This window comes from Novosphingobium sp. BF6 (assembly GCF_058273105.1).
Map to the genome: position 1 here is coordinate 698143 of NZ_CM177775.1, position 25613 is coordinate 723755.

28 protein-coding genes are annotated in these 25613 nt (G+C 67.0%); 12 read left to right on the top strand and 16 right to left on the bottom strand.

Annotated features, from left to right (window positions below):
* Nucleotides 1-3: 3 nt before the first annotated feature.
* Entirely contained in the window at nucleotides 4-375 is a 372-nt protein-coding gene (locus AC4D6D_RS03475; protein ID WP_491326512.1) for a VOC family protein, read from the bottom strand.
* 96 nt (nucleotides 376-471) lie between these two features.
* Here AC4D6D_RS03475 and soxR point away from each other — a divergent pair, with 96 nt between their 5' ends.
* Nucleotides 472-912, top strand: coding sequence for a redox-sensitive transcriptional activator SoxR (soxR, locus tag AC4D6D_RS03480; protein WP_147216579.1), 441 nt, complete (start codon nucleotides 472-474; stop codon nucleotides 910-912).
* Nucleotides 913-915: 3 nt separating this feature from the next.
* On the opposite strand, the gene AC4D6D_RS03485 is transcribed toward soxR, so the two are convergent.
* Nucleotides 916-1197, bottom strand: a complete 282-nt coding sequence (locus tag AC4D6D_RS03485; protein ID WP_491326513.1) for a BrnA antitoxin family protein — start codon at nucleotides 1195-1197, stop codon at nucleotides 916-918.
* Here AC4D6D_RS03485 and AC4D6D_RS03490 point away from each other — a divergent pair.
* Nucleotides 1187-1384, top strand: coding sequence for a hypothetical protein (locus AC4D6D_RS03490; protein WP_491326514.1), 198 nt, complete (start codon nucleotides 1187-1189; stop codon nucleotides 1382-1384). The genes AC4D6D_RS03485 and AC4D6D_RS03490 overlap by 11 nt on opposite strands.
* Before the next feature lie 173 nt (nucleotides 1385-1557).
* On the opposite strand, the gene smc is transcribed toward AC4D6D_RS03490, so the two are convergent.
* From smc to AC4D6D_RS03510, 4 genes are all read right to left on the bottom strand, one after another.
* On the bottom strand, nucleotides 1558-4995 hold the full coding sequence (gene smc, locus AC4D6D_RS03495; RefSeq protein WP_491326515.1) for a chromosome segregation protein SMC: 3438 nt from the start codon (nucleotides 4993-4995) through the stop codon (nucleotides 1558-1560).
* 33 nt (nucleotides 4996-5028) lie between these two features.
* On the bottom strand, nucleotides 5029-5796 hold the full coding sequence (locus tag AC4D6D_RS03500; protein ID WP_491326516.1) for a DsbA family protein: 768 nt from the start codon (nucleotides 5794-5796) through the stop codon (nucleotides 5029-5031).
* Between the two features lie 219 nt (nucleotides 5797-6015).
* Nucleotides 6016-6750 carry a DsbA family protein gene (locus tag AC4D6D_RS03505; RefSeq protein WP_491326517.1) on the bottom strand — a complete coding sequence of 245 codons (735 nt, stop codon included), beginning with the start codon at nucleotides 6748-6750 and terminating at the stop codon, nucleotides 6016-6018.
* Complete coding sequence (locus AC4D6D_RS03510) at nucleotides 6750-7364, bottom strand: DUF721 domain-containing protein (protein ID WP_491326518.1); 615 nt, start codon at nucleotides 7362-7364, stop codon at nucleotides 6750-6752. The genes AC4D6D_RS03505 and AC4D6D_RS03510 overlap by 1 nt, the downstream gene beginning before the upstream one ends.
* 29 nt (nucleotides 7365-7393) lie before the next feature.
* On the opposite strand from AC4D6D_RS03510, the gene AC4D6D_RS03515 reads away from it, so the two are divergent.
* From AC4D6D_RS03515 to nudC, 3 genes are read left to right on the top strand one after another with little or no spacing between them, the layout of a single operon-like run.
* Entirely contained in the window at nucleotides 7394-8452 is a 1059-nt protein-coding gene (locus tag AC4D6D_RS03515) for an A/G-specific adenine glycosylase (protein ID WP_491326519.1), read from the top strand.
* Complete coding sequence (locus tag AC4D6D_RS03520; RefSeq protein WP_491326520.1) at nucleotides 8449-9774, top strand: serine hydrolase domain-containing protein; 1326 nt, start codon at nucleotides 8449-8451, stop codon at nucleotides 9772-9774. Before AC4D6D_RS03515 ends, AC4D6D_RS03520 begins: the two co-directional genes overlap by 4 nt.
* Nucleotides 9771-10700, top strand: coding sequence for an NAD(+) diphosphatase (gene nudC / locus AC4D6D_RS03525; RefSeq protein WP_491326521.1), 930 nt, complete (start codon nucleotides 9771-9773; stop codon nucleotides 10698-10700). Before AC4D6D_RS03520 ends, nudC begins: the two co-directional genes overlap by 4 nt.
* A gap of 7 nt (nucleotides 10701-10707) precedes the next feature.
* On the opposite strand, the gene AC4D6D_RS03530 is transcribed toward nudC, so the two are convergent.
* The 3 genes from AC4D6D_RS03530 to mgtE all read right to left on the bottom strand — a co-directional run bounded on the left by AC4D6D_RS03530 (nucleotide 10708) and on the right by mgtE (nucleotide 13002).
* Nucleotides 10708-10950: a helix-hairpin-helix domain-containing protein gene (locus AC4D6D_RS03530; RefSeq protein ID WP_491326522.1), complete on the bottom strand. Its 243-nt coding sequence runs from the start codon at nucleotides 10948-10950 to the stop codon at nucleotides 10708-10710.
* Nucleotides 10947-11348 carry a DUF1489 family protein gene (locus tag AC4D6D_RS03535; protein ID WP_465146206.1) on the bottom strand — a complete coding sequence of 134 codons (402 nt, stop codon included), beginning with the start codon at nucleotides 11346-11348 and terminating at the stop codon, nucleotides 10947-10949. Before AC4D6D_RS03535 ends, AC4D6D_RS03530 begins: the two co-directional genes overlap by 4 nt.
* Before the next feature lie 217 nt (nucleotides 11349-11565).
* Complete coding sequence (mgtE, locus tag AC4D6D_RS03540) at nucleotides 11566-13002, bottom strand: magnesium transporter (protein WP_491326523.1); 1437 nt, start codon at nucleotides 13000-13002, stop codon at nucleotides 11566-11568.
* A 184-nt stretch (nucleotides 13003-13186) separates the two neighbouring features.
* Here mgtE and AC4D6D_RS03545 point away from each other — a divergent pair, with 184 nt between their 5' ends.
* Nucleotides 13187-13657, top strand: a complete 471-nt coding sequence (locus AC4D6D_RS03545; RefSeq protein WP_147216601.1) for a peptidylprolyl isomerase — start codon at nucleotides 13187-13189, stop codon at nucleotides 13655-13657.
* Nucleotides 13658-13721: 64 nt separating this feature from the next.
* Here the strand turns inward: AC4D6D_RS03545 and AC4D6D_RS03550 are convergent, their stop codons facing one another.
* From AC4D6D_RS03550 to AC4D6D_RS03570, 5 genes are all read right to left on the bottom strand, one after another.
* The gene (locus AC4D6D_RS03550; RefSeq protein WP_491326524.1) at nucleotides 13722-14474 is read right to left on the bottom strand and encodes a DUF2059 domain-containing protein; all 753 of its coding nucleotides are present in this window, start codon (nucleotides 14472-14474) and stop codon (nucleotides 13722-13724) included.
* 130 nt (nucleotides 14475-14604) lie between these two features.
* Entirely contained in the window at nucleotides 14605-15489 is an 885-nt protein-coding gene (locus AC4D6D_RS03555) for a LysR substrate-binding domain-containing protein (protein ID WP_147216605.1), read from the bottom strand.
* 53 nt (nucleotides 15490-15542) lie between these two features.
* The gene (locus AC4D6D_RS03560; RefSeq protein ID WP_491326525.1) at nucleotides 15543-16466 is read right to left on the bottom strand and encodes a hemolysin family protein; all 924 of its coding nucleotides are present in this window, start codon (nucleotides 16464-16466) and stop codon (nucleotides 15543-15545) included.
* Nucleotides 16467-16488: 22 nt separating this feature from the next.
* Nucleotides 16489-16980 carry an rRNA maturation RNase YbeY gene (ybeY, locus tag AC4D6D_RS03565; protein ID WP_491326526.1) on the bottom strand — a complete coding sequence of 164 codons (492 nt, stop codon included), beginning with the start codon at nucleotides 16978-16980 and terminating at the stop codon, nucleotides 16489-16491.
* 33 nt (nucleotides 16981-17013) lie between these two features.
* A complete protein-coding gene (locus tag AC4D6D_RS03570) occupies nucleotides 17014-18057 on the bottom strand; it encodes a PhoH family protein (protein WP_147216611.1) in 1044 nt (347 codons plus the stop codon).
* A 278-nt stretch (nucleotides 18058-18335) separates the two neighbouring features.
* Between AC4D6D_RS03570 and AC4D6D_RS03575 the strand changes: the two genes are divergently transcribed.
* A complete protein-coding gene (locus AC4D6D_RS03575) occupies nucleotides 18336-18827 on the top strand; it encodes an RcnB family protein (RefSeq protein WP_491326527.1) in 492 nt (163 codons plus the stop codon).
* A gap of 156 nt (nucleotides 18828-18983) precedes the next feature.
* Nucleotides 18984-19574 carry a COG3650 family protein gene (locus AC4D6D_RS03580; protein ID WP_491326528.1) on the top strand — a complete coding sequence of 197 codons (591 nt, stop codon included), beginning with the start codon at nucleotides 18984-18986 and terminating at the stop codon, nucleotides 19572-19574.
* A 278-nt stretch (nucleotides 19575-19852) separates the two neighbouring features.
* On the opposite strand, the gene AC4D6D_RS03585 is transcribed toward AC4D6D_RS03580, so the two are convergent.
* Nucleotides 19853-20473: an alpha/beta fold hydrolase gene (locus AC4D6D_RS03585; RefSeq protein WP_491326529.1), complete on the bottom strand. Its 621-nt coding sequence runs from the start codon at nucleotides 20471-20473 to the stop codon at nucleotides 19853-19855.
* On the bottom strand, nucleotides 20470-21804 hold the full coding sequence (gene miaB / locus AC4D6D_RS03590; protein ID WP_491326530.1) for a tRNA (N6-isopentenyl adenosine(37)-C2)-methylthiotransferase MiaB: 1335 nt from the start codon (nucleotides 21802-21804) through the stop codon (nucleotides 20470-20472). Before miaB ends, AC4D6D_RS03585 begins: the two co-directional genes overlap by 4 nt.
* Nucleotides 21805-22219: 415 nt before the next feature.
* Here miaB and AC4D6D_RS03595 point away from each other — a divergent pair, with 415 nt between their 5' ends.
* The 4 genes from AC4D6D_RS03595 to AC4D6D_RS03610 all read left to right on the top strand — a co-directional run bounded on the left by AC4D6D_RS03595 (nucleotide 22220) and on the right by AC4D6D_RS03610 (nucleotide 25559).
* Nucleotides 22220-22528, top strand: coding sequence for a GIY-YIG nuclease family protein (locus AC4D6D_RS03595; RefSeq protein WP_491326531.1), 309 nt, complete (start codon nucleotides 22220-22222; stop codon nucleotides 22526-22528).
* 147 nt (nucleotides 22529-22675) lie between these two features.
* Nucleotides 22676-22921 carry a helix-turn-helix domain-containing protein gene (locus AC4D6D_RS03600; RefSeq protein ID WP_491326532.1) on the top strand — a complete coding sequence of 82 codons (246 nt, stop codon included), beginning with the start codon at nucleotides 22676-22678 and terminating at the stop codon, nucleotides 22919-22921.
* Nucleotides 22922-23024: 103 nt separating this feature from the next.
* Nucleotides 23025-24773 (top strand): arginine--tRNA ligase, encoded by a 1749-nt coding sequence (gene argS, locus AC4D6D_RS03605; protein WP_491326533.1) that lies wholly within the window; start codon nucleotides 23025-23027, stop codon nucleotides 24771-24773.
* 3 nt (nucleotides 24774-24776) lie between these two features.
* Entirely contained in the window at nucleotides 24777-25559 is a 783-nt protein-coding gene (locus AC4D6D_RS03610; protein ID WP_491326534.1) for an SPOR domain-containing protein, read from the top strand.
* Nucleotides 25560-25613: the final 54 nt, after the last annotated feature.

Genomic DNA, 25613 nt, shown 5'->3' on the forward strand with positions numbered 1-25613 from the left:
CGTTCAATCGTAGCTTACGAGTTCGAATTCGATCCCGTCCCAGTCGAAGAAGTAAAACCGCCGTCCCGGCTCGTAGTCGGCATGGTTGAACGGTTCGAGTCCGGCGGCGATCACCACCTGCTCTGCGGCGTCGAGGTCGCTGACCACCAGACCGACGTGATTGAGCGGCGCACCCTTGCCGAAGCGCTCGCGCGGCTTCCGGTCGGTATAGACGGCGATATAGCTGAAATCCCCGCCGACATGAATCGTCTCGCCGCCATTCAGGGCGGGACCGCGCCAGCGTTCGTGCCAGCCGAGCAGGTTTTGCAGCAGCGTGGAAATCCGGTCGATGTCGCTGACCGTGATGTTGGCATGTTCGAGGCGGCCCTGGGCCATTTTCGCATCTCCTGTGCGTCACCGGACGAATCGCCGGCTTGGCCTTGATGCAACCTCAAGTTAACTTGAGATCAAGCGTCAAAATGCGAGAGATTCGTGATTCAGGACCGTTTCATTTCCATCGGCTATCTGGCGCGGCGCACCGGCGTCGCGGTTTCGGCGATCCGCTTCTACGAGGAGAAGGGCCTGCTGACCGCGCTGCGGACCAGCGGCAACCAGCGTCGCTTCCTGCGCTCCGACATCCGCCGGGTCAGCTTCGTCCTGATCGCCCAGAAGCTGGGACTCGGCCTCGCCGAGATCGAGCGCGAGCTTTCCGCCCTGCCGCAGGGGCGCACGCCAACGCTGGAGGACTGGGAGAACATCAGCCTGTCGATGCGCGAGGCGATCGACGCGAAGATTGCGCTGCTCGAACTGACCCGCCGCAAGCTGGACGAATGCATCGGCTGCGGTTGCCTGAGTCTGGCGAAATGCCGCCTCTACAATTACGGCGACGAGGCCGGAGAGCAGGGGCCGGGGCCGCGCTTCGTGCTCAAGTAGCGCTCAGATGCCGAGCGCCTTGCGCAGTTCGGCATTGATGCGTGACTGCCAGCCCTTGCCGGTGGCGCGGAACCCCTCGATCACTTCGGGGTCGAGGCGCAGCGTAACCTGCTTCTTGGGATTGTCGGAAGGGGGACGGCCGATGGACTTGAGCGTTCCGGATGCCGGACGGACCAACTTTCCGCCTTCGTAGACAGCGGCCTTTGCGAACATCTCTTCGGTCCACTCGACGTCGTCGTCATCGGGATCAATCCAGGGTTCGGATGCGGGCTTCGTGTTCGCCATGGTGTGCGTGCCTCATCGTTATGATGCGCCGGGTTCCTTCGCGCGGCGTCCAGACCAGCGACACGCGCCGACCGCGAAGCTAGCCGAAGACGCGATAACGGATTTCCCCGTAGTCCTTGCGATCGTCCACAATCTGGACGTGCATTCCCGCAAAGACGAGACCGGCGTCGGCAAGATCGAGACCTAGCTACAGAAGAATCTTTGCGCGCTTGTTCGGATCGAAGCTGATCCTTGCCGGATCTGCGCTGGATTCTTCCATGGGCGGTGTGTCTGCTTTCGCGTTTCACACCGGAGAATCGTCCATTTTTCTTCGCCGGACCAATGGAATTTATGTAACTACAAAAAGTCCGGAAGTCAATCTCATTCCGCTGCCAGCAGTTCCTCGGCGCCGACGAGATCGACGCTAACCAGCCGCGAGACGCCCTTTTCCACCATGGTCACGCCGAACAGGCGGTGCATGCGGCTCATCGTCACGGCATTGTGGGTGACGATCAGGTATCGCGTGTCGGTTTCCTGGGTCATCGCTTCGAGGAGGTCGCAGAACCGCTCGATGTTCGCATCGTCGAGCGGGGCGTCGACTTCGTCCAGCACGCAGATCGGCGCGGGATTGGTCAGGAACAGCGCGAAGATCAGGGCGACGGCGGTGAGCGCCTGCTCGCCGCCCGAAAGTAGCGTCAGCGACTGGAGCCGCTTGCCCGGCGGCTGGGCGAAGATTTCGAGGCCCGCTTCGAGCGGATCGTCCGAATCGACGAGCGCGAGGTGGGCCTGGCCGCCCTGAAACAGGCGCGAGAAAAGATGGCGGAAGTGGCCGTCCACCGCTTCGAAGGCGGCGCGCAGGCGCTCGCGGCCCTCGCGGTTGAGATTGCCGATCGAGCCGCGCAGACGGTTCACCGCCTCGGCCAGTTCCGCCTTCTCGGTGATGCTGGTGCCGAGCTGGGCTTCGGCTTCGGCCAGTTCGGTGGCGGCAACGAGGTTGACCGGGCCGATCCTCTCGCGGTCGGCCATGAGGCGCTCCATCGCGGCCATCTCGTCCTGCGCTGCGCCGACCTCGGCGGGGGCGAAGGCGAAGCGCTCGGGCAGGACCGGCGGCGGGCACTGGAAGCGCTCGCCCGAGACGCGGGTCATCTCGACGCGGCGGGCGTCCTCGTTCTCGGCGCGGGCGGCGGCACCGGCGCGGTTCTCGCGGGCGCTGGCAAGCATTTCCTGCGCGGCGGCGAGCGTGGCATCGGCCTTGCGGGCGGCATCGGTCACGAAAGCGACGGCGGCCTCCGCCTTGCCCAGTTCCTCGGCAATGCGGTTGCGGACCGCTTCGCCCTGCTCGATCTGCTCCATGAGCGAGGCGGGCTTGGCGGCGACGACGGCGCGTTCGGTCTCGATTTCCTCCAGCCGCCCGGCCATCTGGGCGAGGCGATTGGCGGCATCCCCGGCGCGCGACTGCCAGTTGCGGATATCGCCGCGTTGCGAGGCGGTGCGTTCGCGCGCGACGGCGAGACCCTGATCGTGCGAGGCGAGCGTTGCGGTCGAGATCTGGAGCGTCGCGCGGGCGGCGTCGTTCTTCTCGCGGGCGAGCACCAGCCCGGCGCGGCCCTTTTCGGGATCGGGCAGGACCGAACGCTTGCCTTCGGCGGCGGCGATGTCCCGCTCGGCCGCCTGCCGCTGCTCGGCCAGATCGCCCAGCGCGCGGTCGAGTTCGGCGCGGCGGGTCTGGTGGCGGACGCGGGCGTCCTCAGCCTGATCGGCGGCGCGCAGGGCGCTGCGCTCGGCATTGGCGGCCTCGGCAATCGCACGCTCGGCGGCGATCACGGCGGCGGCATGGGCCGAGAGTTCCTGCTGCACCGTGCCCTGCCGCGCTTCGGCGGCGGATACGGCTTCGCGCAGCGGCGGCAACTGGGCGTCGAGTTCGGCGAAGCGGTTTTCGGCTTCGAGCCGTGCAGCTTCGGCGGCACCTTCGCCGCGCGCAACGAAGCCGTCCCAGCGGCGCAGCGCGCCCGCGCGCGTGACCAGCCATTCGCCGGTGCCGAGGTCGCGGCCGTCGTCTTCCTCGACGACATGGACGAGGGCGAGGCGTGCGGCGAGTTGCGCCGGGCACTGGGTGACGTGGGCGGCAAGGCTGTCCTTCACCGCCGCCGGGGCCTGCGCTCCGGTCCAGAACCGACCATCCGCCTTGGCGACTTCGCCCAGCGGTGCCTTGGCATCGCGGCCGAGCACGGCGGCGACGGCGCGTTCGTAGCCCGGCGCGGCGCGCACGGCATCGATGGCGACCGGCAGGCCATGCGCGGCCTTGGCGCCCTTGGCGCGGGCCTCGCGGTCCTTGGTGAGGGCGGAATGCTCGCGCTCGATGCCGGTCAGGTCGGCGCGGGCGGCGGCCAGCGCCGAGGCGGCGGCATCGCGCTCGCCCTGAAGTTCGGCCTTGCGGGCCTGCTGCGCGTCCAGACCTTCGCGGGCGGCGGCGAGCGCCACGGTGGCTGCTTCGGCCTTGGCTCGTGCGTCGATGACCGCCGCGTCGAGATCGCCCGCCGCGGCCAGCGCCTCCACTTGCGCTTCGAGCCGGGCGGCTTCGGCGGCGAGCCGGTCGAGACGGCTGCGCGCCTGCGTCAGTTCGGCTTCAGCGATGCGCCATTCGGCCTCGACCCCGGCCTGCGCGGCAGTGGCCTGCGCCAGATCGAGTTCGGCGGCACGGGCGGCGCGCTCGGCGCCTTCGAGGGCATTGGCGAGGCGCGGGCGCTGGGCCTCGTCCTGTTCGAGCTGCCTTGCCCCTTCCGCCAGATCGCGTTCCAGTCGGGCGAGCGCCTCGGCGGCGTCGCGGGTCATGCGGTCGGCATCGCCGCGATCCTCGTCGAGGCGGGCCTTCTGGCGTTCGAGGTCCTTCAGCCGCTGTTCGGCGGCTTCGAGCTGGCCGGTGAGCGTGGCCATGCGGTGGCCCTGCGCGCTGGCATCGTCACGCCGGTCGGCGAGTTCGTCGCGGGCTTCCACCAGCGCTTCGGCGGCCTTGGCCTGAGCATCCTGCGCGAGCTTGGCCGCGTCCTGCGCCCCGGTCACGCGGGCCTCGGCGCCTTCGGCTTCCTTCTTAGCGGCCTCGGCGGCCTGGGCGGCATCGCGCCAGCGGGCGAAGACCAGCCGCGCTTCGGCAAGCCGGATCCGGTCGGAGAGTTCCTTGTAGCGCTCGGCGGCCTTGGCCTGACGGCGCAGGCCCGCGACCTGCTTGTCCAGCCCGGCCATGAGGTCTTCGAGGCGCGAGAGATTGGTCTCGGTGGCGCGCAGCTTCTGCTCGGCGTCCTTGCGGCGGACGTGGAGACCGGCGATTCCCGCCGCCTCTTCCAGCATGGCGCGGCGTTCGGCGGGCTTGGCGGCGATGACCGCGGCGATGCGGCCCTGGCTGACGAGCGCCGGGCTGTGCGCGCCGGTCGCGGCATCGGCGAAGACCAGCGAGACGTCCTTGGCGCGCACGTCGCTGCCGTTGATGCGATAGGCGCTGCCGGCGCCGCGCTCGATCCGGCGGACGACTTCGAGTTCCTCGCGCGTGCCGTTCGCGTCAGGCGCGGTTTCGGCCTGTAGCACGACTTCGGCGAAGGCGCGGGGCGGGCGGCTGGCGGTGCCCGCGAAGATCACGTCTTCCATGCCGCCGCCGCGCATCGACTTGGCCGAGCTTTCGCCCATGACCCAGCGGATCGCTTCGAGCAGGTTGGATTTGCCGCAGCCGTTGGGGCCGACCACGCCGGTCAGCCCCGGTTCGATGCGCAGTTCGGCGGGTTCGACGAAGCTCTTGAAACCGGTGAGCTTGAGCCGTTTTATGCGCATCGTATCTGGTTCAATTCATGACGGCGGCGCGGATCAGCGCGCGCCGGCTTCCTGGAGCTTGGGTTCGAGTTCCTTCCAGCCCATCGAGCCCAGCGTGGTGCCGTTGATGATGAAGGTCGGCGTGCCGTTGACGTTGAACTCGGTCGTCGCCTTCTGGGTCTGGTCGGCGAATGCCTTGGCCTTGGCGGCATCGCCGAGGCAGACCTTGGCCTGATCGCGCGAGATTCCGCGCGAGGCGAAGAATTCGGTCATGCCGCCGACTTCGGCGATGGCCTGCATCTGCTGGTCCTTGGGCAGGTCCTGAATCTGCTTCATCCGCGCGTCACCGGCGGACTGGAGATTCTGGAACATGTTCGGCTGCCAGGCCCAGAACTGCTCGCTGAGCGGCAGCACCGCCTCGGTCGAGCCGCACGTGGCGAGCAGCGAGGCCGGGATGTCGAAGGCGTTGAGCATGAAGTAGCGCAGCTCGTAGCTCACGCGGCCGCTGGCGACATAGTCGTCGCGCAGCTTCTCGAAGCTCTCGTGCGCGAATTCGGCGCAGTGCGAGCACGAGAGCGCGCCATATTCGACCAGCTTGATCGGCGCTTCGGGATTGCCGATGCGGTAGCCGCCTTCGGGGGTCTTGGCCACCACATCGGCCCAGGTCTTGCCGGCGGGCGGCGCGACCTTGGGCAGGGCCTGCTCCGATTTGGGCGCGTCGGTCGATCCGGCTTCCTTCTTCCCGCATGAGGCGAGGCCAAGCGCGAGCGGCGCGGCGATCATTCCAAGGGCGAGTGTGCGCAGGGCGGTCTTGCGGAGCATGGCGAATCCTTGTGAGAAGGCGGGGAAACTAGCGGAAGGCGGCAGCCGATAACAGCGCCGGAGGCAAGAGAGACGGGCGCTTTCCCACAGAAACGCGGCCCTTTTTGAAAATTCGCTGAAGGCGAATTTTGACGGCACCGGCCCTCTCCCCCACCCGACCTCCCATAGGGTACTATTGTTGGGAGGTCGGGTGGGGGAGGGGGCCGGTGCCGCAATTTCTTAGATCGAGCCCTTGCGCTTGGCGGCCATCCGGCTTTTGATCTCGGCGGAGAGACCGGCCCAGTCGTGGGCGTCGAGCAGCTTGCCGTCGAGGATGAAGCTCGGCGTCGAGTTCACGCCGTTCTTCGCCACGGTGGCCTGCTGCTGCTTGATCGTGTCGAATACCGTCTCGTTGGCGAAGCAGGCGTCGGCCTGGGTGCGGCTCATGCCCCAGGCGGCGACGCGGGTGTAGAAGTCGAGGTCGCTGGCGATGGCCTTCATGCGCTCGGGCAGGGCGCCCTGGTACCAGCGCTTCTGCTGTTCCTCGCTCATCTTCTCCAGCTTGCCCATCCAGGCGTCCTGGCTGGCGAGGAAGGCGTTGTGGCGCTGGAAGAAGCGCTTGGGATCGCCGCAGGTGGTGAGCATCGAGATCGTCAGGTCGATCGGGTTGCGCAGCAGGGTGGTGACGGTCACCACGATCTGGCCCTTGGGCACCATGGTCAGGCGCAGGGTGGGATCGGCCTCGCGGTTGAAGTGGGCGCAGTGCGGGCAGGTGTAGCTGACGAATTCGTTGAGCTGCATCTCCGCCTTGGGATTGCCGTAGCGGTGACTGCCGTCGGGATTGACGACGATCTGGTTCGCCCAGTTCGAGGCCGGGTTCGACGTGGGTGCCAGCGGCTTGTGAGCGGGCTTGGTGGCGGCGACGCTCAGCAGGGCGACGGCGGCGAGTGCGGCGAGACGCAAGGTGGACTTCATCACTGCTTTTCCTGATCTTGCTTTTGATCATCCTGGGCACCGATGCTTCGGGCCAGCGATTCGAGCACCGCGCGAAGCTCGGGATCGCCGATGTCGCGCAGCGATTCGCCCAGTTCGAAGGGTACGGGTTTGAGCGAGGGCGGAGCCGCCTTCGGCCGCGTGGCAGGCGGTGCCTTAACCTCGCCTTGCCGGATTTTCACTTTGGCGACAGCCTTGTAGCCGAAGAAGCGGTTCACCCGCTCCATGATCTCGGGCACGACGTGCTGGATCATCGGGGCATGGGCGGCGAGCACCACCAGCTGGAGAATGCCGTCGCATTTCTCGCCGGGGGGAAAGCGGATCGATTCGGGCGAACAGACGCGGGCATGGCGCAGCCCGACGATCTCGGGCCAGCGCGTCACCACGCTCGACTGCACGAAGCCGAAGCGGCGGAAAGCGGTGCGGCCAACTTCGGGCATGAGGTCGGAAATCTGGCGCGCCTGGCCGCCGCGCGCGCGCTCGAAGCGCTTGGGGGCTTCCTTCGCGGCGCTCTTGGTCGCCCCGGCGCCCGTACCAGCGCCCGCGCGCTTGGACGCCGGTTTCTTTTCTGTTCCTTTGCTCGGATGCCGTTCCATTGTGGGCGCTCCAATGCCATAGGGCGCTGATGGACGCCAGCCGCGATACGATCCCATCCAACGTTCCGGGCAAGGTTCTCGACTGGTACGACGCCCATGCCCGCACGCTGCCGTGGCGGGCGGCGCCGGGCACGCCTGCACCCGATCCTTACCGCGTCTGGCTATCCGAAGTCATGCTCCAGCAGACCACGGTCGCGGCGGTGAAGGACTATTTCGCGAAGTTCACGAGTCGCTGGCCCACTGTCACCGATCTCGCCGCCGCCTCGGACGAGGATGTCATGGCCGCCTGGGCGGGCCTCGGCTACTATGCCCGAGCCCGCAACCTGCTGGCCTGCGCCCGTGAAGTCGCGGCGCGGGGCGGGGTGTTCCCGGATACGGAGGAAGGTCTGCGCGCGCTGCCGGGGCTGGGTGCCTATACCGCCGCCGCCGTCGCCGCGATCGCCTTCGGCCGCCGTGCCGTGGTGGTCGACGCCAATGTCGAGCGGGTGGTGACGCGCCTCTTCGCGCTGGACGAGGCGCTGCCGGGCGCGCGCCCGGCGATCCGCGCGCTCACCGACACGATCACGCCCGATCTGCGCGCCGGAGACTTCGCACAGGCGCTGATGGACATGGGCGCGACCGTTTGCACTACGCGCGCGCCCCGCTGCCTGCTCTGCCCGATCGCCGCCGACTGCCGGGCGCGGGTCATGGGTGAGCCTGAGCGCTTCCCGGTCAAGGCGCCGAAGAAGGCCAAGCCGACCCGCAAGGGCCGCGCCTTCTGGATCGAGCGCGACGAGCAGGTCTGGCTGGTGCGCCGCGCCGACAAGGGCATGCTCGGCGGCATGCGCGCGCTGCCCGACGACGGCTGGTCCGCGCGCAGCGACGGCCACGGCGAGCCGCCGATCGCCGGACGCTGGGAAAGTGCCGGGCGGGTCGGCCATGTCTTCACCCACTTCGCGCTCGAACTCGGGCTTTCCGTCCATCTCGGCGAACTTCGCGGCGATCCCTCGGGCGAGGGCGAGTGGTGGCCGCTCGACCGGCTGGACGAGGCTGGACTGCCGACGCTCTTCGCCAAGGCGGCGGGTCTCGCGCTGGCGGAGATGGCATGACGCAAGTTCGCGAGCGGCTGGCGGCAGCCCTCGATCGCCGCACGCTGCTGCGCATGGCCGGTGCCGCCGGGATCGGCGCGGCGCTGATGCCGGGACTGCTCCGCGCTGCGACCCAGCAGGAGACCCTGCCCCGCGTGCGGGCCTTGCTGGAGCGCTGGACCGGAACTCCCGACCGCGCGGGCGTCTTCCCCGGCCTCGTCGCCTCGCTCGGGCTGCCGGGGCGCGAGACCGAATTCGTCGCGCGCGGCGCGCAGGGTTTCACCGACGCCACCCCGATCTCGGCGGACAGCCTGTTCCGCATCTATTCGATGACCAAGCCGATCACCGGAATCATGGCGATGCAACTGGTGGCGGAGGGCCGCCTTGCGCTCGACCAGCCGCTGCACGACGTGCTGCCGAAGTTCGCGGCGATGCAGGTGCAGGATCGCTACGACGGCTCGCTCTCGGCGCTCCACCCTGCCCCCCAGGCAATCACCATGCGCCACTTGCTCACCCATACTTCGGGGCTGGGCTATTCGATCGTCCAGACCGGTCCGATCCGCGACCTGTTGCAGGCGAAGGGCCTCGCTGCCGGGCAGATCACGCGGCTGAAGATTCCGGGCCTGACCGACTCGCCCCCGGCGCCCAGCCTCGCGCTGTTCGCCGATCGCCTTGCCGAAGTGCCGCTGGTCTACGATCCGGCGACGCACTGGAGCTATTCGCTGGGGCTAGACCTGATGGGCCGGGTGATCGAAGTCGTCAGCGGCCGCCCCTTCGATGTCCATCTGCGCGAGGCGCTGTTCGAACCGGCGGGGATGACGAGCACTTTCTTCCAGGTCCCCGCCGCCCAGGGCCACCGCCTCACCACCAATTACGCCGCGCTGGGCGAAGTGCTCGTGCCGATCGACGAGCCGGGCAGCTCGCTGTTCCTGAACCGTCCCGCGTTCCCCTTCGGCGGCTCCGGCCTCGTCAGCAGTCCGCGCGATTACGACCGGTTCCTGCGCCTGCTCGCCCAGCGCGGCATGCTGGACGGCAAGCGCGTGCTGGCGGAAAGCGCGGTCGTGACCGGGACGAGCGACCTGCTGCCGCCGGTCGAGAGCCAGTCGCCGATGCTAACGCCCGGCAGCGGCTTCGGGGCGGGCGGGCGCGTCGGCAAGGGTGCGGAGAACGGCATCTTCGGCTGGTCCGGCGCGGCGGGAACGGTGGGCATGGTCGACATGATCCGCAGCCTGCGCTCGCAGCTTTTCGCGCAGTTCATGCCGCCCAATGCGGTCGACCTCATCCCCCAGTTCCAGACTGCGCTGAAGGCCGACATCATGGCCCTGTTGGAGACGCCGCGTTGACCGATACCCGCCTGCCGAAACTGCTTCCCCCAAAGCTTCTGCCGATCGCCTTTGCCGGATCGCATCTCGACCGCGCCGACCATATCCGGGGCGATCCGGCCGCGCTGCTCGCCCTGCAAAGCAGCGAGGCGCGGCTGCTGCGGCTCGACGGGCTGGACGCGGTGCTGAAGGACGACGGCGCGCTGACCTGGGGCACGCTTGCCGAGGCCGAGCCGGGCAGCGAGATGATCTTCCTCGGCCTCGACGGGGCGGTGCCCTGTTTCGCGGAAGTGCCGCCGGAGACGCCGCCGGGCGGCCCTCACGCCACGCCGGTCAACTGGCATGCGATGGCGGTGCTCGATTCCGGCGAGCTGGCGGCCTATGGCGGCGCCCGCTCGCTGGTGAGCTGGCATTGCCACCATCGCCATTGCTCGGTCTGCGGGCATCCGACCGCGCTCGCCAAGGGCGGCTGGCAGCGCACTTGCACCAATATCGACTGCGGCGCCGAGCATTTCCCGCGCGTCGATCCGGTGACGATCATGCTCGTCGAGCACGAGGGCCGCGCGCTGCTGGGCCGCCAGCCGCGTTTTCCGGAAGGGCGCTACTCGACTTTGGCGGGCTTCGTGGAGCCGGGCGAATCAGTGGAAGAGGCGGTCGCGCGCGAGATTCACGAGGAAGCGGGACTGCGGGTCCGCGATGTGACGTATGTGGCGAGCCAGCCCTGGCCGTTCCCGTCCTCGCTGATGATCGGCTGCCATGCCGTGGCGGATGACGATGCGATCACCATCGATGAGACCGAGCTTGAGGATGTGCGCTGGTTCACGCGCGAGGAAGTGGTCGAGGCGCTGGAAGCCATCGGTCGGGGAGAGAACGGCAAGGCTTTCGGCGCGCCGCCCGCCCATGCCATCGCCCATGTGCTGATGCGCTGGTGGGTGGACCGGGGCTAGGGTTTCGTCAGCCCAGTCCTTCGCCAGCCCGCGCCACGGCGGCGGCGATGGCGCCGCGCGCTTGCGGGCTGTTGCGCCAGCAGGTCGAACCCAGCGTAGCGGAGACTTCCGCGCAGATCGCATCGGGATCGCGTTCCGCGAGATCGGCGAAAGTCGTTATGCCCAGCTCTTCCAGCCGCGCCACCACGGTCGGGCCGACGCCCTTTACCGCCAGGAGCGCCGCGCGTTCGTCCTTGCCGAAGCCCGTCATACCAGCCCCAGTTTCGCCAGTTCCCGCGCCATCGCGGGCGGCATTGCATCCCCTGCCGTCTCGCCTTCGCCGAGGTCGCGCGGGGCGTCCTTTTCGGCAAGGTAGCGCCAGCCCTGATGGGCGCGCTTGGGCTGGGTGACGACCGGGATCAGCGTGGGCGCGAGGCGAATCCACCAGCGCCCGTCCTCGCGCTGCTCGAAACCGAGGATCGGCGAACGACCGATCAGCGCATGCTCGTAGATCCAGTATAGCGAGCCACCGACCATCTCCTCCTGCCGCTTGGGCAGGTAGCGGGTGGTCAGGCGGGCCTCGCCGATGTCTCCGTGGCTTTCCAGCCAGGCGCGCAAATCCGCCGGGCTTTCGGCGGAAAAGGCGATCTTGGTCATGTGCAGCGGCATGGGCGTTAGATAGGTATCGGGAGTCGGTTTGAAAATCCGCCATAGGCGGATTTTGGCGGCACCGGCCCTCTCCCCCACCCGACCTCCCACGAGTGTATCCTGATGGGAGGTCGGCCCCTTCAGCGAAAAGGTCCCCCGGACCTTTTCGTGCTCTTCGGGACGGGAGAGGGCCGGTGCCGCTACGAAAATGCCCGGAAGGGCATTTTCAAACCTGAATCTACCCCACCAGACCGGAAACCGTCGCCAGGCCCAGGAAGACGAGGAAGCCCATTGAATCCGTCGTCATTGTCACGAAGATGGACGAGGCGATGGCCGGGTCGGCCTTGAAGCGTTCCAGCGTCAGCGGCACGAAGACGCCCGCCATGCCCGCGATCAGGATGTTCGTCATCATCGCCATGGCAATGACCAGACCCAGCGTGACATTGCCGAAAATCAGGCTCACCACGATGCCGATGACGACCGCCACCGTGCAGCCGTTGAGCAGGGCGATCGACATCTCGCGCCGCACCGCGCGCCAGGCGTTGGAGGCGGTAAGCTGGTTGGTGGCGAGCGCGCGGACGGTAACCGCCAGAGTCTGCGTCCCGGCATTGCCGCCGAGACCGGCGACGATCGGCATCAGCGTGGCCAGTGCCACCATCTTCGAGATCGTGCCTTCGAACATGGCGATCACCGAGGAAGCCAGCGTAGCGGTGAGCAGGTTGGCGATCAGCCAGCGCACGCGCGCCGAATAGGCGTCGCGAATCGGCTCGTTGATGTCGCCGTCGCCTGCGCCGGACAGCAGCAGGGTATCCTCGCCCGCTTCTTCCTGAATGATGTGGACGATGTCATCGACGGTGATCTGGCCGATCAGCCGCCCGGCATCGTCGACCACGGCGGCGGAGATCAGCGCGTATTTCTGGAAGCGTAGCGCGACTTCTTCCTGGTCCATGTCGGCCGGGATCAGGGTCTGGTCGCGCGCCATCACGTCGTAGAGCGGGATATTGCGTGGTGTGCGCAGGATCCACGAGAGCGCGCAGGTGCCGATCGGGCGGTGCATCGGATCGACGATGAACACTTCCCAGAACTCGGTGGGCAGCTCGCGGTGCTCGCGCAGGAAGTCGATGAGGTCGCCGACGGTCATCGATTCGTGAACGGCCACGAAATCGCGGCTCATCAGGCGGCCGGCGGATTCTTCCGGATAGGACAGCGCCGTCTCGATGGCGGCGCGGTCTTCCGGCTCCATCTCGGCGAGGACGGCTTGCTGGTCCTCCTCGTCGAGGTCTTCCAGCATCGCGACGGCATCGTCGGTATCGAGCTGCTCGGCGATTTCGGCGACGACGTCGGCGGGCAGGGCCTCGACCAGGGCTTCGCGCACCCAGTCGTTCATCTCGGCGATGACTTCCACGCCCATGAGGTCGCGGATGGCGCGGGCGAGGCCGAGGCGCTCGTTCTCGTCGACCAGCTCGAACAAGTCGGCGATGTCGGCGGGGTGGAGCGGTTCGACGAGGTCGTAGACGCGCTCGAAGTCCTCTTCGTCCAGCGCGTCCTTCACGCTGCGGACGAATTCGGCCTTCAGGCGGTTGTCGTCGTCGAGGCTTTCGGATTCGGGCACGTCGTGACGCGCGGTGTCTTCCGCCTGTTCCGCCGGGTCGTGCTTGAGGTCCGTTTCGCTCATGCGGGCCGGTCTACGCAGCTATTTCGCGATTGCAACAGGGGGCGGGCGGGATTGGAAAGTTTCCGAGGAAGGTGGCGGCAAGGGCACGGGTGAACGCTCCCCACGTGACATTGGCGGATCATCGCCTATATCGGGCGCCAACACCCGCCGGCTGCGGCCCCGCACCGGCACAAGGAGACCCGCAATGGCTGACGAATACCTGACGCTCACGCTCGACACCGGCAACGGCGAAGGCGGCGACGTGAAGATCAAGCTGCGCCCCGACCTCGCCCCCGGCCACGTCGAGCGCATCAAGGAACTGACCGGCGAAGGCTTCTACGACGGCATCAAGTTCCACCGCGTGATCCCCGGCTTCATGGCGCAGGGCGGCTGCCCCAACGGCACCGGCATGGGCGGTTCGGACAAGCCGGACCTTCAGGCCGAATTCAACGCCGAGCCGCACGTGCGCGGCGTCTGCTCGATGGCGCGCACCAGCTATCCGCACTCGGCGAACAGCCAGTTCTTCATCTGCTTCGACGACGCGCGCTTCCTCGACAAGCAGTACACCGTCTGGGGCCAGGTGGTCGAAGGCATGGAACTCGTCGACGCGCTGCCCAAGGGCGAGCCGCCGCGCGAGCCGGGCAAGATCGTCAAGGCGACCGTTTCGGAAGGCTGATCGGCCTTTTCGGTTTGCCGATAAAGAAAAGGGCGGTGCCGATGGCACCGCCCTTTTTCGTGGGTCACTCGGACGTGTCGGCCTTGGCCTTCTCGTCCTTCTCCAGCTGCGCTTCCGAGATGCCGAGCAGCTTTGCGAGGCGGGCCTTCTCGCTCCTGGAAAGGTCCGTGTAATTACGCGGCTCCGGCAGGCTGGCGCTGGCGGCCTTCACCTTTTCGACGATGGCGGGCATCTGTTCCATCAGCTTGGGCACGAAGCCCTGCATCTTGACCATGACTTCCGGCGACATCATGATGAGATAGGAATCGGCCGCATAGGCCCTGCCGGTCGGCGTCGCGAAGAAGGCGTTGAGTTCGCCGAGCTGCTCGGCGCTGTACTTGCCCGCATAGGCCTGGGTCAGGCCGTCGCGGATATTGGGCTCCACCTGGGTCATCAGCGGGATCATCTCGCCCATCATCGTGCGGGTGGAGATCTGCATGCGCTGCTTGAAGGCCGGATCGTAGATTTCCATGATCTCGGCCATGGAAGCCTCGCCCAGATCCTCGGTATCGACGCCGCTGAGGCCTGCAAGTTGCCTGAGCGGCAGCTTCATGGTGGAATCCATGACGGAGTCCATCATCTTGTCGAGCGTGCCGTTCATCAGCCGCGCGTAAGTGCCGAGGGGGAACACGTAGTCGACCGTCTGGCGGGCGGCGGCGATGCGGGCGGGATCGCTGACGGGCGCCGCCGTGGTTGTCGGCGCAGGCTCGGCGGCGAGGCTGGGCGTGGCCGAGGCGATGGCGGCCGCAGCGGCGGCAATGAAGAACACGAAACGCATGACGGAGCCCCCGGACAGTCGGAAAAGTCGCGGGATCATACCTGCGAAGTGCCGGTCAGAGGAATGAAATCGCCCGTCATGTCGCAAAAACGCCGTCCCCGCTTGCGCAAGGGACGGCGGGTTGAGAGCGTTACAGCCCGGCTTGCAGCAGCCACTCGTGGAAGATGCGCACCGGGCGCGATTCCAGCGCCTTGGGCTTGCAGACGAACCAGTAGCGGTAGGGGCTTTCCACATCGATATCGAACAGCCGCGCCAGGCGGTTGTCGTGGCTGCGGCGGAAGTGGTCGTCGTGCATGATCGCGATGCCGAGACCCTGCGCGGCGGCTTCCAGCACCAGCTGGCCGGAGTCGAAGCGGTCGACCGAGGCCGGTTCCAGCTTTTCGAGGCCGATCGCGTTCTTCCACGCATCCAGGCTCTGCGGCAGGTCCTGGTGGATCAGGAAGGTCTGTTTGGAGAGGATCGCCTCGTCGGGGACGGTGCCGATCTCCCGCGCCATCTCCTGCGAGGTGATGGCGTAGACCTTGTTGTGGTCGAGCTGGATGCGATAGTAGGCCGGGTCCGGCTCGGGCGAGAGGATGATCGCCGCGTCCAGCGTGTCGCCCACGCGGTCTTCCAGATGGGCGCCGGTGTCGATGTCGATATGCAGGCGCGGGTGCAGCTTGCGCAGTTCCGGCAGGCGCGGGAACAGGCGCTGGCCGCCGAACAGCGAGGGCACGCCGAGGTGCAGGCGCAGGACCTGACCACGGTCGATCTGCGATTCCACCGCTTCCGCCAGCTCTTCCAGCTTGGGGCCGACGACGTTGTAGAAGGCCTGGCCCTCGTCGGTCAGCTTCATCGACTGGTGCTGGCGGGTGAACAGGCGCTTGCCGGTGAAGTCTTCGAGCGCAGCGACGCGGCGCGACAGCGCGGAAGGCGAGAGGGCCAGTTCGTTGGCGGCGGCCTTGGCCGAACCGAGGCGGACGACGCGAACGAAGGCTTCAAGCGCGCGCAGGGGGGGGAGTCGGCGTACTGGCAATGTCTCGTCTTTTCACTCGGGGTCCGGCGCCGCCGGAAAGCGGCGCCCAAGGATCATTCGGTTTCTTCGGCCATTTCCGTGACCGGCGGATGCAGGCGCAGCCGTGTGACGCGGCGCTCGTCGCCATCGGTGACTTCGATGCGCCAGCCGCTGTCGTGGTCGAGAACGGTGCCGACGGCAGGGACCTGTCCGGCCAGGACGAAGGCGAGGCCGCCCAGCGTATCCACCGCTTCCTCGACTTCCGCGAGGCGGGGATCGATCCGTTCCGCCACATCCTCTAGTTCGACGCGGGCGTCGGCGTCCCACATACCGTTCTCTTGCGAAATTAGCAACTCTTCGGGGGCGTCGTCGTGCTCGTCCTCGATGTTACCCACGATTTCCTCGACGAGGTCCTCGATGGTGATGAGGCCGTCGGTGCCGCTGTACTCGTCGATCACCACGGCGAGGTGGGTGCGCTGGGCGCGCATGTCGGCCAGCACGTCCAGCGCGCCGCGCGCCTGTGGCACGTAGAGCGGCTGGCGCAGCAGGCTCGACCAGTCCTCGGGCGGCTGCTGTCCGCGCGCGAGAATGGGGAACACGTCCTTGATGTGGATCATGCCCTTGATGGCGTCGAGCGAGTCGCCATAGACCGGCATGCGGCTGTGGCCGTGCTCGGCGAAAGCTTCCACCACTTCGGCCCATGTGGCCGAGGCGGGGATCGCCACGATCTCGCTGCGGGGCACGGCGATGTCGTCCGCATCGTGCTCGCTGAAGTGGAGCAGGTTGCGCAGCATCTGCCGCTCGATCGAGGAAAGGTCGCCGCGGGCGAGGGCCTCGTCCTCGGTATCGCCTTCATGTTCGTTGATGACGCCTTCGATCTGCGCGCGAAGCGACTGATCGCCGTCGTTCTGGAAAAGCCTCCGAAATACACGCCAGAGCGTGCCGGTACTGTCCCCGTCTCCCGAGCCGGACTCGGTGTGGCGGCCATTGTCGGCCATCGTCTTGTAATACCCCTACAGGTTAAGTTCTGTCGCCATATGGGTCGGCAATGCCGATGAGGGCAAGAGCCTTTGTTTCAAGGGCCTCCATTGCCTCGGCATCCGCGTCCGAAATCTCGTGGTCCAGCCCGGCGAGATGGAGCAGGCCGTGGACGATCAGGTGGCTGGCATGATGCTCCACCGGCACGCCCTTTTCCCCGGCCTCGCGGGCGCAGGTCTCGAAGGCGAGGGCAAGGTCGCCCAGCATTTCCGGCGGCCCGTCGGGCGCGAGATCGAGCAGGTCGGCGCGTTCGAGCATGGGGAAGGACAGCACGTTGGTCGGCTTGTCCTTGGCCCGCCATTCGCGGTTGAGGACGTGGACTTCCTCGTCCGAAGTGAACAGCAGGCTGGCGAGCAGGCGCGGGTTGTCCAGTTCCGGGGCCACCTGCACCAGCGCTTCGAGCGCGGCTTCGGCAAGGTCGGCCCAGTCGGTGGTGGCGGGCCAGGGGGCTTCGATATCGATTTCGAGATCCATCCCCGGCCCTTTGGCGCAATTTTACCCGAGAAGCTACTCTGCCTTTGGTGCGGAAGGATCGACGTAAGGCCCCTCGTAAGCCTCGACGATACGCCCGACGATCGGGTGGCGCACCACGTCCTGCACGGTGAAGCGGGTCACGTCGATGCCCTCAACACCTTCCAAACGGCTCACCGCGTCGGCAAGGCCGCTCATGCGGTCGCCGCCGGGGATGTCGACCTGCCGGGGATCGCCGCAGACGACCATGCGGCTGTTCTGGCCGAAGCGGGTGAGGAACATCTTCATCTGCTCGCGCGTGGTGTTCTGCGCTTCGTCGAGGATGACGAAGGCATCGGCCAGCGTGCGGCCGCGCATGAAGGCGATCGGCGCGATTTCGATCTCTCCAGAGGCGAGGCGGCGTTCCACCTGCTCGGGCGGCATGCAGTCGTAGAGCGCGTCGTACAAGGGCCGCAGGTAGGGATCGACCTTGTCCTTCATGTCGCCGGGCAGGAAGCCCAGCTTCTCGCCCGCTTCCACGGCGGGGCGCGAGAGGATCAGGCGCTGGACCGAGCCGGTCATCAGCTGCGACACCGCCTGGGCCACCGCGAGGTAGGTCTTGCCCGTACCCGCCGGGCCGAGCGCGAAGATCACGTCCGAACGGGCGAGCGCGCGCATGTACTCGATCTGCATCGCCGAGCGCGGCACGATCGTCTTGCGGCGGGTGCGGATCATGATCGGCGGGGCGCCGGTATCGCCGGAGATGATCCCCTCCAGCGTTGGTTCGGCCGACATGACGATCAGCGCCTCGACGGCGCCGGAATCAAGCGCCTGGCCCTGCTCCAGCCGGTGATACATGCTTTTGAGCGTGTCGCGGGCGCGGGCGACGGCATCTTCCGGGCCTTCGATCTGGATCTTGTTGCCGCGCGCGGCAATGTAGACGCCGAGGCGATTTTCGACCTGTACGAGATTGGCATCGAACTGGCCGAACAAGGCCCCCAGCAAAGTCTGCTCGTCGAACTCGACTTCGACACGCGCCCGGCGATGTGCTTCGGGCCTGAACTGCGCCGTTTCACCGGCACGTGCTGCTTTGCGGGCCATGTGCTCCTTTCAGATGAGGATGCTTCGTTCTGTCTTGAAGATGGCTCCGCGCGCCGCTTCCTGCAAGGCGTGTCTATCGGAAAATTGCGCAGCTCATGGGGGATAACCGCCCGTTTCGGCGCGCTGCCCGGCGATTTGTCGCGGACCTGAGACAAACCTGAAACTTTCCTGCAAACAACATTTTAAGTCCGTTCATCTTGCGTGGTGCAAACCTGAACTCACAGACCGGCCAGAACCCTTCAGGGCTCTTCGGTCCGATCGGTTCAAGGAGAAGCACAATGCGCAAGTTCATCATGGCCGCCCTGGCAGCAAGCGTCATCATTCCTGCTGCGGCGGTGCCCACCATGGCCTCGGCCCAGAGCGCCCGCGAAGTCCGCGAAAGCGCCCGCGACGTCCGCCACGACGAGCGCAACCTGCGTCAGGCCCAGCGCTACGGCGACCGCCGCGACGTTCGCGAAGCCCGCCGCGACCTCAACGATTCCCGCCGCGAACTGCGCGAGGACTGGCGCGACTATCGCCAGAGCCACCGCAACGATTTCCGCCGTCCCGCCTATCAGGGTCCGCGCGGCTACCAGTATCGCCCGGTCGCCGTCGGCCATCGTTTCCAGCCGAACTATTACGGCAGCCGCTACTGGGTGAACGACTATGGCCGCTACCGTCTGCCCGCGCCGCGCGCCGGCCACCGCTGGGTCCGCTACGGCAACGACGTGGTCATGGTGAACATGCGGACCGGCCGGGTGGTCGCCGTCAACAACGGCTTCTTCTGGTAAGCCGCTAAGACAAGCCGCCGGGTCCCTGGCGGGTCGCGAGGAGCCTCCGGTGCATGCCGGAGGCTCCTTTCGTATTGCCGGGCGTTCTTCAGGGTGTTTTGGCGATGCGACGAAGCGGTCTTGCAGGCAGGACGCGCAAGCGGCTAGCCTTGCCCGATGAGAAGAACTTCTTCCGCCAGAACGGCTCTCGCACTCGCTCCGCTGCTCGCGCTCGGTCTGTCGCTGGCCGCCTGCAAGAAGGACGCCGTGCCGTCCGAACCGACCGCCTCCGCCAGCGCCGAGCCGGTCGAGGACGTCACCGAAGCCGCACCGATGACGCCGGAGGACTGGATTCGCGCCCACCACAAGGATGCGGTCTCCAGCGACCTTGGCAAGCTGCAATATGCCACTGCGGAGGTCGATCTCGACGGTGACGGGACGCCCGAAGTGCTGGTCTATCTCGGCGGGCCGATGTTCTGCGGCACCGGCGGTTGCAACCTCGCGGTGCTCAAGCGGCAGGACGGCGATCTGATCCAGGTGAGCGAGACCAGCGTGGTCCAGCTTCCGGTCGGCGTGCTGGACAGCAAGTCGCACGGCTGGCGCGATCTGGCGGTGAGCGTTTCCGGCGGCGGCATGGCCGAGGGCGTCTCGCGCCTGCGCTTCACCGGCAGGCGCTATCCCGGCAATGCCAGCGCGGAAGTGAGCGCGAACGCGGCACCGATAGCCAAGCCGCTGATCGCGGAGGACGCGCTGAAGTCGCTGGATTGAGGGTCGTCGGGCGGCCTGTTCGGCACGCACCATTCCCGCAGTAAGCCATCGTCATCCTGAACTTGTTTCAGGATCCATTTCTGACCATCGACGGCGGGTCGATCGGCACGATGGATCCTGAAACAAGTTCAGGATGACGGTAGTGCGAGGGGCAACGGCCAGTGCGTGGGTGAAGGGTTCGTTCTCGCCGCCTAAGCCGTCAACCAGCGCCGGAAGGCGGCATTGACCGCTTCCGGCTGCTCCATCGGTGCCATGTGCCCGGCATCCGCGATCACCTCTTAGACCGCGCCCGAAGCGGACTGGATGAGCGCCTGCACCATTTCCTCGGCCAGACGCGGCGGGGTGAGGGCGTCCGCCTCGCCGACCATGACCATTGTCGGAACCGTCACCGTTCCGAGCGTTTCCAGCGAATCCGCGCGGTCGATGATCGCCGCCTGCTGGTCCATGTAAGTGCCGAAACCGACGCGCAGGGCCATCTGCACGACCTCCTCGAACAGCGCCTCCGGACAATCCGGCGCGACCAGCTGGCGCAGCGACCCGCGCAGCACATGCTCGAACCCGCGCGACCGGGCCGTGGCGATGGCGGCGCGGCGCAGCGCGGCCTGTTCCTCGCTATCGGCGCGGGCATTGGTATCGACGAGGGCGAGCCGCGTGACCCGCTCCGGCGCGCGGCGCCAGATCTCCATCGCGACGTAGCCACCCATCGAGAACCCGGCGATGGCGAACCGCTCCGGCGCGGCGTCGAGCACGCGGCTGGCCATCAGTGCGATCGAATCGTCCTTCAGCGTATCGCCGACGGTCACCTCCGCGATGTCGGCAAGCCCCGCGATCTGCTCCTGCCAGACGTGCCGGTCGCAGGACAGCCCCGGAACCAGAACCAGCGCCTGCCTCCCGGTCACGCGGCCACGGTCTCCAGCAGCCTGCCGGAAACGGCGTTGTAGCCGCTGTCCACCAGCTCCACCCTGACCAGATCGCCCACTGCGACATCGCCTTCGAAATAGACCGATTGCAACCATGGCGACTTGCCCAGCCACTGGCCGGGCAGCTTGCCCTTGCGCTCGACCAGAACCTCGCAGGTCTTGCCGACCGAGGCTGCGTTGAAGGCGGTCTGGTCGCGGCCCAGCGCGGCTTGCAGGCGCATGATGCGCTCGGTCATCACTTCGGCGGGCACCTGCCCGGCCATCGTTGCGGCGGGAGTCCCGGCGCGGGGGCTGTACTTGAAGCTGAAGCACTGCGCGTAGCCGACCGCATCGACCAGCGCGAGCGTCTCCTCGAACTCGGCATCGGTCTCGCCGGGGAAGCCGACGATGAAGTCGCCCGAAAGCGCGATATCGGGCCGCGCCGCGCGCACCCGTTCGAGCACCTTCAGATAGCTCTCGGCGGTATGGCTGCGGTTCATCGCCTTCAGCACGCGGTCGCTGCCCGCCTGCACCGGCAGGTGGAGGAACGGCATCAGCTTCGCCACCTCGCCATGCGCGGCGATCAGGCCTTCGGTAAAGTCGTTGGGGTGGCTGGTGGTGTAGCGGATGCGGACGAGATCGGGGATTTCGGCGAGTTCGCGGATCAGCCCGTCGAGACCGACCTTGCGCCCCTTCGCATCCTCGCCCGTCCAGGCATTGACGTTCTGCCCGAGCAGCGTGATCTCCCGCGCCCCGGCATCGACCAGCCGCAGCGCCTCGTCGATCAGGTCGGCATGGGGCCGCGAAACCTCGGCGCCGCGCGTGTAAGGAACGACGCAATAGGTGCAGAACTTGTCGCAGCCTTCCTGCACGGTGAGGAACGCGGTCGGACCCGAACGCCGGCGACGGGGCAGGGCGCCGAACTTGGTCTCGGCGGGCATGTCGGTATCGGTGACGCGCTTGCCCTCTGCGGCGACGCGGATCATCTCCGGCAGGCGGTGATAGGCCTGCGGGCCGACCACCATCTTCACCGCAGGCGAACGCTTCATGATCTCGTCGCCCTCGGCCTGCGCGACGCATCCCGCCACCGCGATCAGCGGCGAGGAACCGTCCGTCCGGCGCAGGCGGCCGATGTCGGAATAGACCTTCTCCGCCGCCTTTTCCCGGATATGGCAGGTGTTGAGCACCACCAGATCGGCCTCCTCGCCTTCCGGCGCGGCCGTGATGCCCTGCTCGGTCAGCAACTCGCCCATGCGCTCGCCGTCATAGACGTTCATCTGGCAGCCGAAGCTCTTGACCCGGTAGGTCCTAGGGATCTCGATGGAAGGCATGGCCGCGCCGATACACGCATTTCGGGCGGTTTTGAAGGGTAGTAGGAAGAGAAGATTTCCGGGGGATGATCCCCCGGACCCTCGGAATGTCAGCCTTGCGTGCCGTTTCTTCCTCGCGCTGCACTTGCGGGGTGGGATGGGAAAGGCCTTCGGCCGAGGCTGGACCAGTCAATGCCGCAACGGTCGCACCGACCCTGAACGAGGAGACGCCCCTCCCGTCGTCCCCCCTTCGCGGGGACGACGGGAGGGGCGGAGAAACAACCTCTCGCCTCCCACTTGGTCATCCTGAAACGAGTTCAGGGTGACGGCAGTGAATCCGGAAAAGCAGCCTATGTTCAGGCTTGCCGGGTTTTAACCCCACCCCGCTCAGGCTGAGCTTGTCGAAGCCCGCCCGCAACGCCAGACCAACATCCCGATGGCATTCCACACCTACATCCTGCGTTGCCGCGACGGAACGTATTATGTCGGCCATACCGATGACCTCGAACGTCGTATCGCCCAGCACCAGAGTGGCGCGCTCCCAGGTTACACGGCCCGACGCCTGCCCGTAGTCTTCCTGTGGGCACAGGATTTCCAGACCCGTGACGAGGCCTTCGCGGCAGAACGCAAACTCAAGGGCTGGAGCCGTGCCAAGAAGGAAGCGATGATGGCCGGGGATTGGGTACTGGTCAGTCAACTGGCTCGTAGCGCCACGCCGCAGGGGGCTTCGACAAGCTCAGCCTGAGCGGGGGGAGAGGGTGGCCATATGGTTGGCGGTTGTTCCGCTTCAGAGGACGAGGCAGCAGATATGCGGGCGTATCCATAAACCCCACCCTCCACCCACCCCCAAACCATTTTCCTACAACCACCCCCTCGCGATACCTTGCGCGGCATGACCCAGCCCCGCACCCGTCGCCCCAATTCCCATTACCGCTGGACCAAGGCCAAGGCGCTCGCCTTTCTGGACTTGCTCCACGAGGGCCGCTCGGTCGCGGCGGCGGCGCGGGAGGTGGGGATGAGTCGCCAGTCCGCCTATCGCCTGCGCGCGCGGCTGGGCGAGGGCTTCACCGCCGTCTGGCACGAGGCGCAGCGCCGTGCAGCGATCCGCCCGAAGATGCTTCAGGGCGGTATAAGGTGATACTTCCGGCACAAGGCGACAGTTTTCCCCTGGACCATGTCAACCGGACTGTCACCTTGCAGCCTGTTCCCCTTTCGCCGCAGTTACGCTATCCGCGCGCGTTATGAGCGATAACCAGACCCTTTACGCCGCCTTCGCAGGCCACCTCAACGCCGCGCTCGATGCGCTCGAAGCAGCGGGCACGCTGCCCGGCGGGTTGAAGCGAAGCGCGATCACGGTCGAGCCGCCGCGCGATCCCTCGCACGGCGACCTTTCGACCAATGCGGCCATGGTCCTCTCCAAGCCCGCAGGCATGAAGCCGCGCGATCTGGCCGAGGCGCTGGTGGCACAGCTGTCGAAGCTCGATGCGGTGACTTCCGCCGAGATCGCCGGGCCGGGCTTCATCAACTTGCGCCTCTCGGCCGCGACCTGGATCGCCGAACTGCGCGCGATCGGCGCGCTGGGGTCGAGCTATGGCCGTTCGGCGATGGGCGGCGGCACCACCGTCAACGTCGAATATGTCTCGGCCAACCCGACCGGCCCGATGCACATGGGCCACTGCCGCGGCGCCGTGGTCGGCGATGCGCTGGCTACGCTGCTGGAGTTCGCGGGCCACAAGGTCATCAAGGAATATTACGTCAACGACGCCGGTGCGCAGGTGCAGGTGCTCGCCCGCTCGGCCCACGTCCGCTACCGCGAGGCGCTGGGCGAGGCGGTCGGTTCGATCCCCGAAGGTCTCTATCCGGGCGACTACCTTGTTCCGGTCGGCCAGCAGCTCGCGAACGAATTCGGCAACAAATACGTCGCGGCCCCCGAATCGGAATGGCTGACGCTGTTCCGCGAAAAGGCCGTCGCCGCGATGCTGGTGATGATCAAGCAGGACCTCGCGCTGCTCGGCATCCACCACGACCTGTTCTCCTCGGAAGCCGAGCTTCAGGCCTCGGGCAAGCCGGACGAGGCCGAAGCCTGGCTGCGTTCCAAGGGCCTTGTCTATGACGGAGTGCTCGAAGCGCCCAAGGGCAAGACGCTGGAAGACTGGGAAGCGGTGGAACTGCCGCTGTTCAAGTCGACCCAGTTCGGCGACGATCAGGACCGCCCGATTAAGAAGTCCGACGGCACCTGGACCTACTTCGGCGCCGACCTCGCCTACCACTTCCAGAAGGCCCAGAGCGCCGACGCACTGGTGGACATCTGGGGCGCGGACCACGCAGGTACCGTGAAGCGGATCAAGGCCGCCGTCGCCGCCATGACCGGCGCCGATGGCGAACCGACCCCGTTCGAGATCAAGCTGGTCCAGATGGTCCAGCTGCTGCGCGACGGCGAGCCGGTGAAGATGTCCAAGCGTTCGGGCAACTTCGTCACGCTGGCCGAAGTCGTGACGGAAGTGGGCAAGGACGTGGTGCGCTTCACCATGCTGACCCGCAAGCCGGAAGCGCAGATGGACTTCGATTTCGCCAAGGTGGTCGAAGCCTCGAAGGACAACCCGGTGTTCTACGTGCAATACGCCAATGCCCGCGTTCACTCGACCTTGCGTAAGGGTGAAGCGGAAGGCGGCTTCAAGCCCTCGGGCGAGCATCTCGAACTGCTGGGCGAAGAGGAACTCGAACTGGTCAAGCTGGCCGCGCAGTTCCCCCGCATCGTCGAGGCTGCCGCCGCCGCGCGCGAGCCGCACCGCATCGCCTTCTTCCTCGGCGATGTCGCCGCGGCCTTCCACGGCTACTGGAACCTCGGCAACGAGCGCGTCGAAAAGCGCTTCGTTAACGCTGCCGACGCTAACCTGACCGGCGCACGGCTTTTCCTGGCCGCGCAGATCGGGCAACTTGTCCGCAATGGCCTCGCGCTGCTCGGCGTCGAGGCAGTGGAGGAAATGTAAGTCATGGCGAATTGGGGCCAGAATCAGGAAGGCGAGGACCGGGACGGCGAAAGCCGCAGCGGGTCCTTCCATGACGACCTGAACGCGGGGCGCTCCGCCTCCGGTTTCGAGGGCGCGGAGCAGGCTCCCCGCAAACTCGAACTCGGTGACGAGGACGTGCGCCTGCCCTGGCTCGAAGGCGAGGATGAAGAGTTCGAGGACCAGCAGGGCGGCGGCTCCGGCCAGACCCTGCTGCTCGTCGGCCTTGCCGTCGCCGCCATCCTCGTGATCGTCGGCGGCATCTGGTGGGCTACCCGCCAGAAGTCGGAACAGCCGCTGGTCGCCAGCGGCGGCGTGATCGAGGCGCCCAAGGAACCCTACAAGACGCGCCCGGAAAATCCCGGCGGCGATGTCGTGGCGGGCACCGGCGACACCAGCTACGCGGTCGCCGAAGGTCAGTCCCGCATGCCGCAGATCGGGCAGGGCGAGGCCGACAATGCCCCGGCGCCGCAGCCATCGCCCCAGCCTTTGCCCTCTGCGAGCGCTTCGGCCAAGCCGGAGCCGGTCGTGACCGGCGTGGGGGTGCAGGTCGGCGCCTATACCTCGAAGCCCACCGCCGAAGCGGGCTGGAACGCGCTGAAGGTACAGTATCCCGCGCTGTCCGGCGTGAGCCACCGCATCGTCGAAGGACAGGCGGATATCGGCAAGGTCTACCGCCTCCAGGCCGTGCCCGGCGATCTCGCAGCGGCGCGGGCGCTGTGCAGCGGGATGAAGTCGGCTGGGCTCAGTTGTCAGGTTAAGCAGTAAGGAAGGGAAGAGCAGGGGCCATCGCCCCTGCACCCCCAAACTGTCGAGGTCACG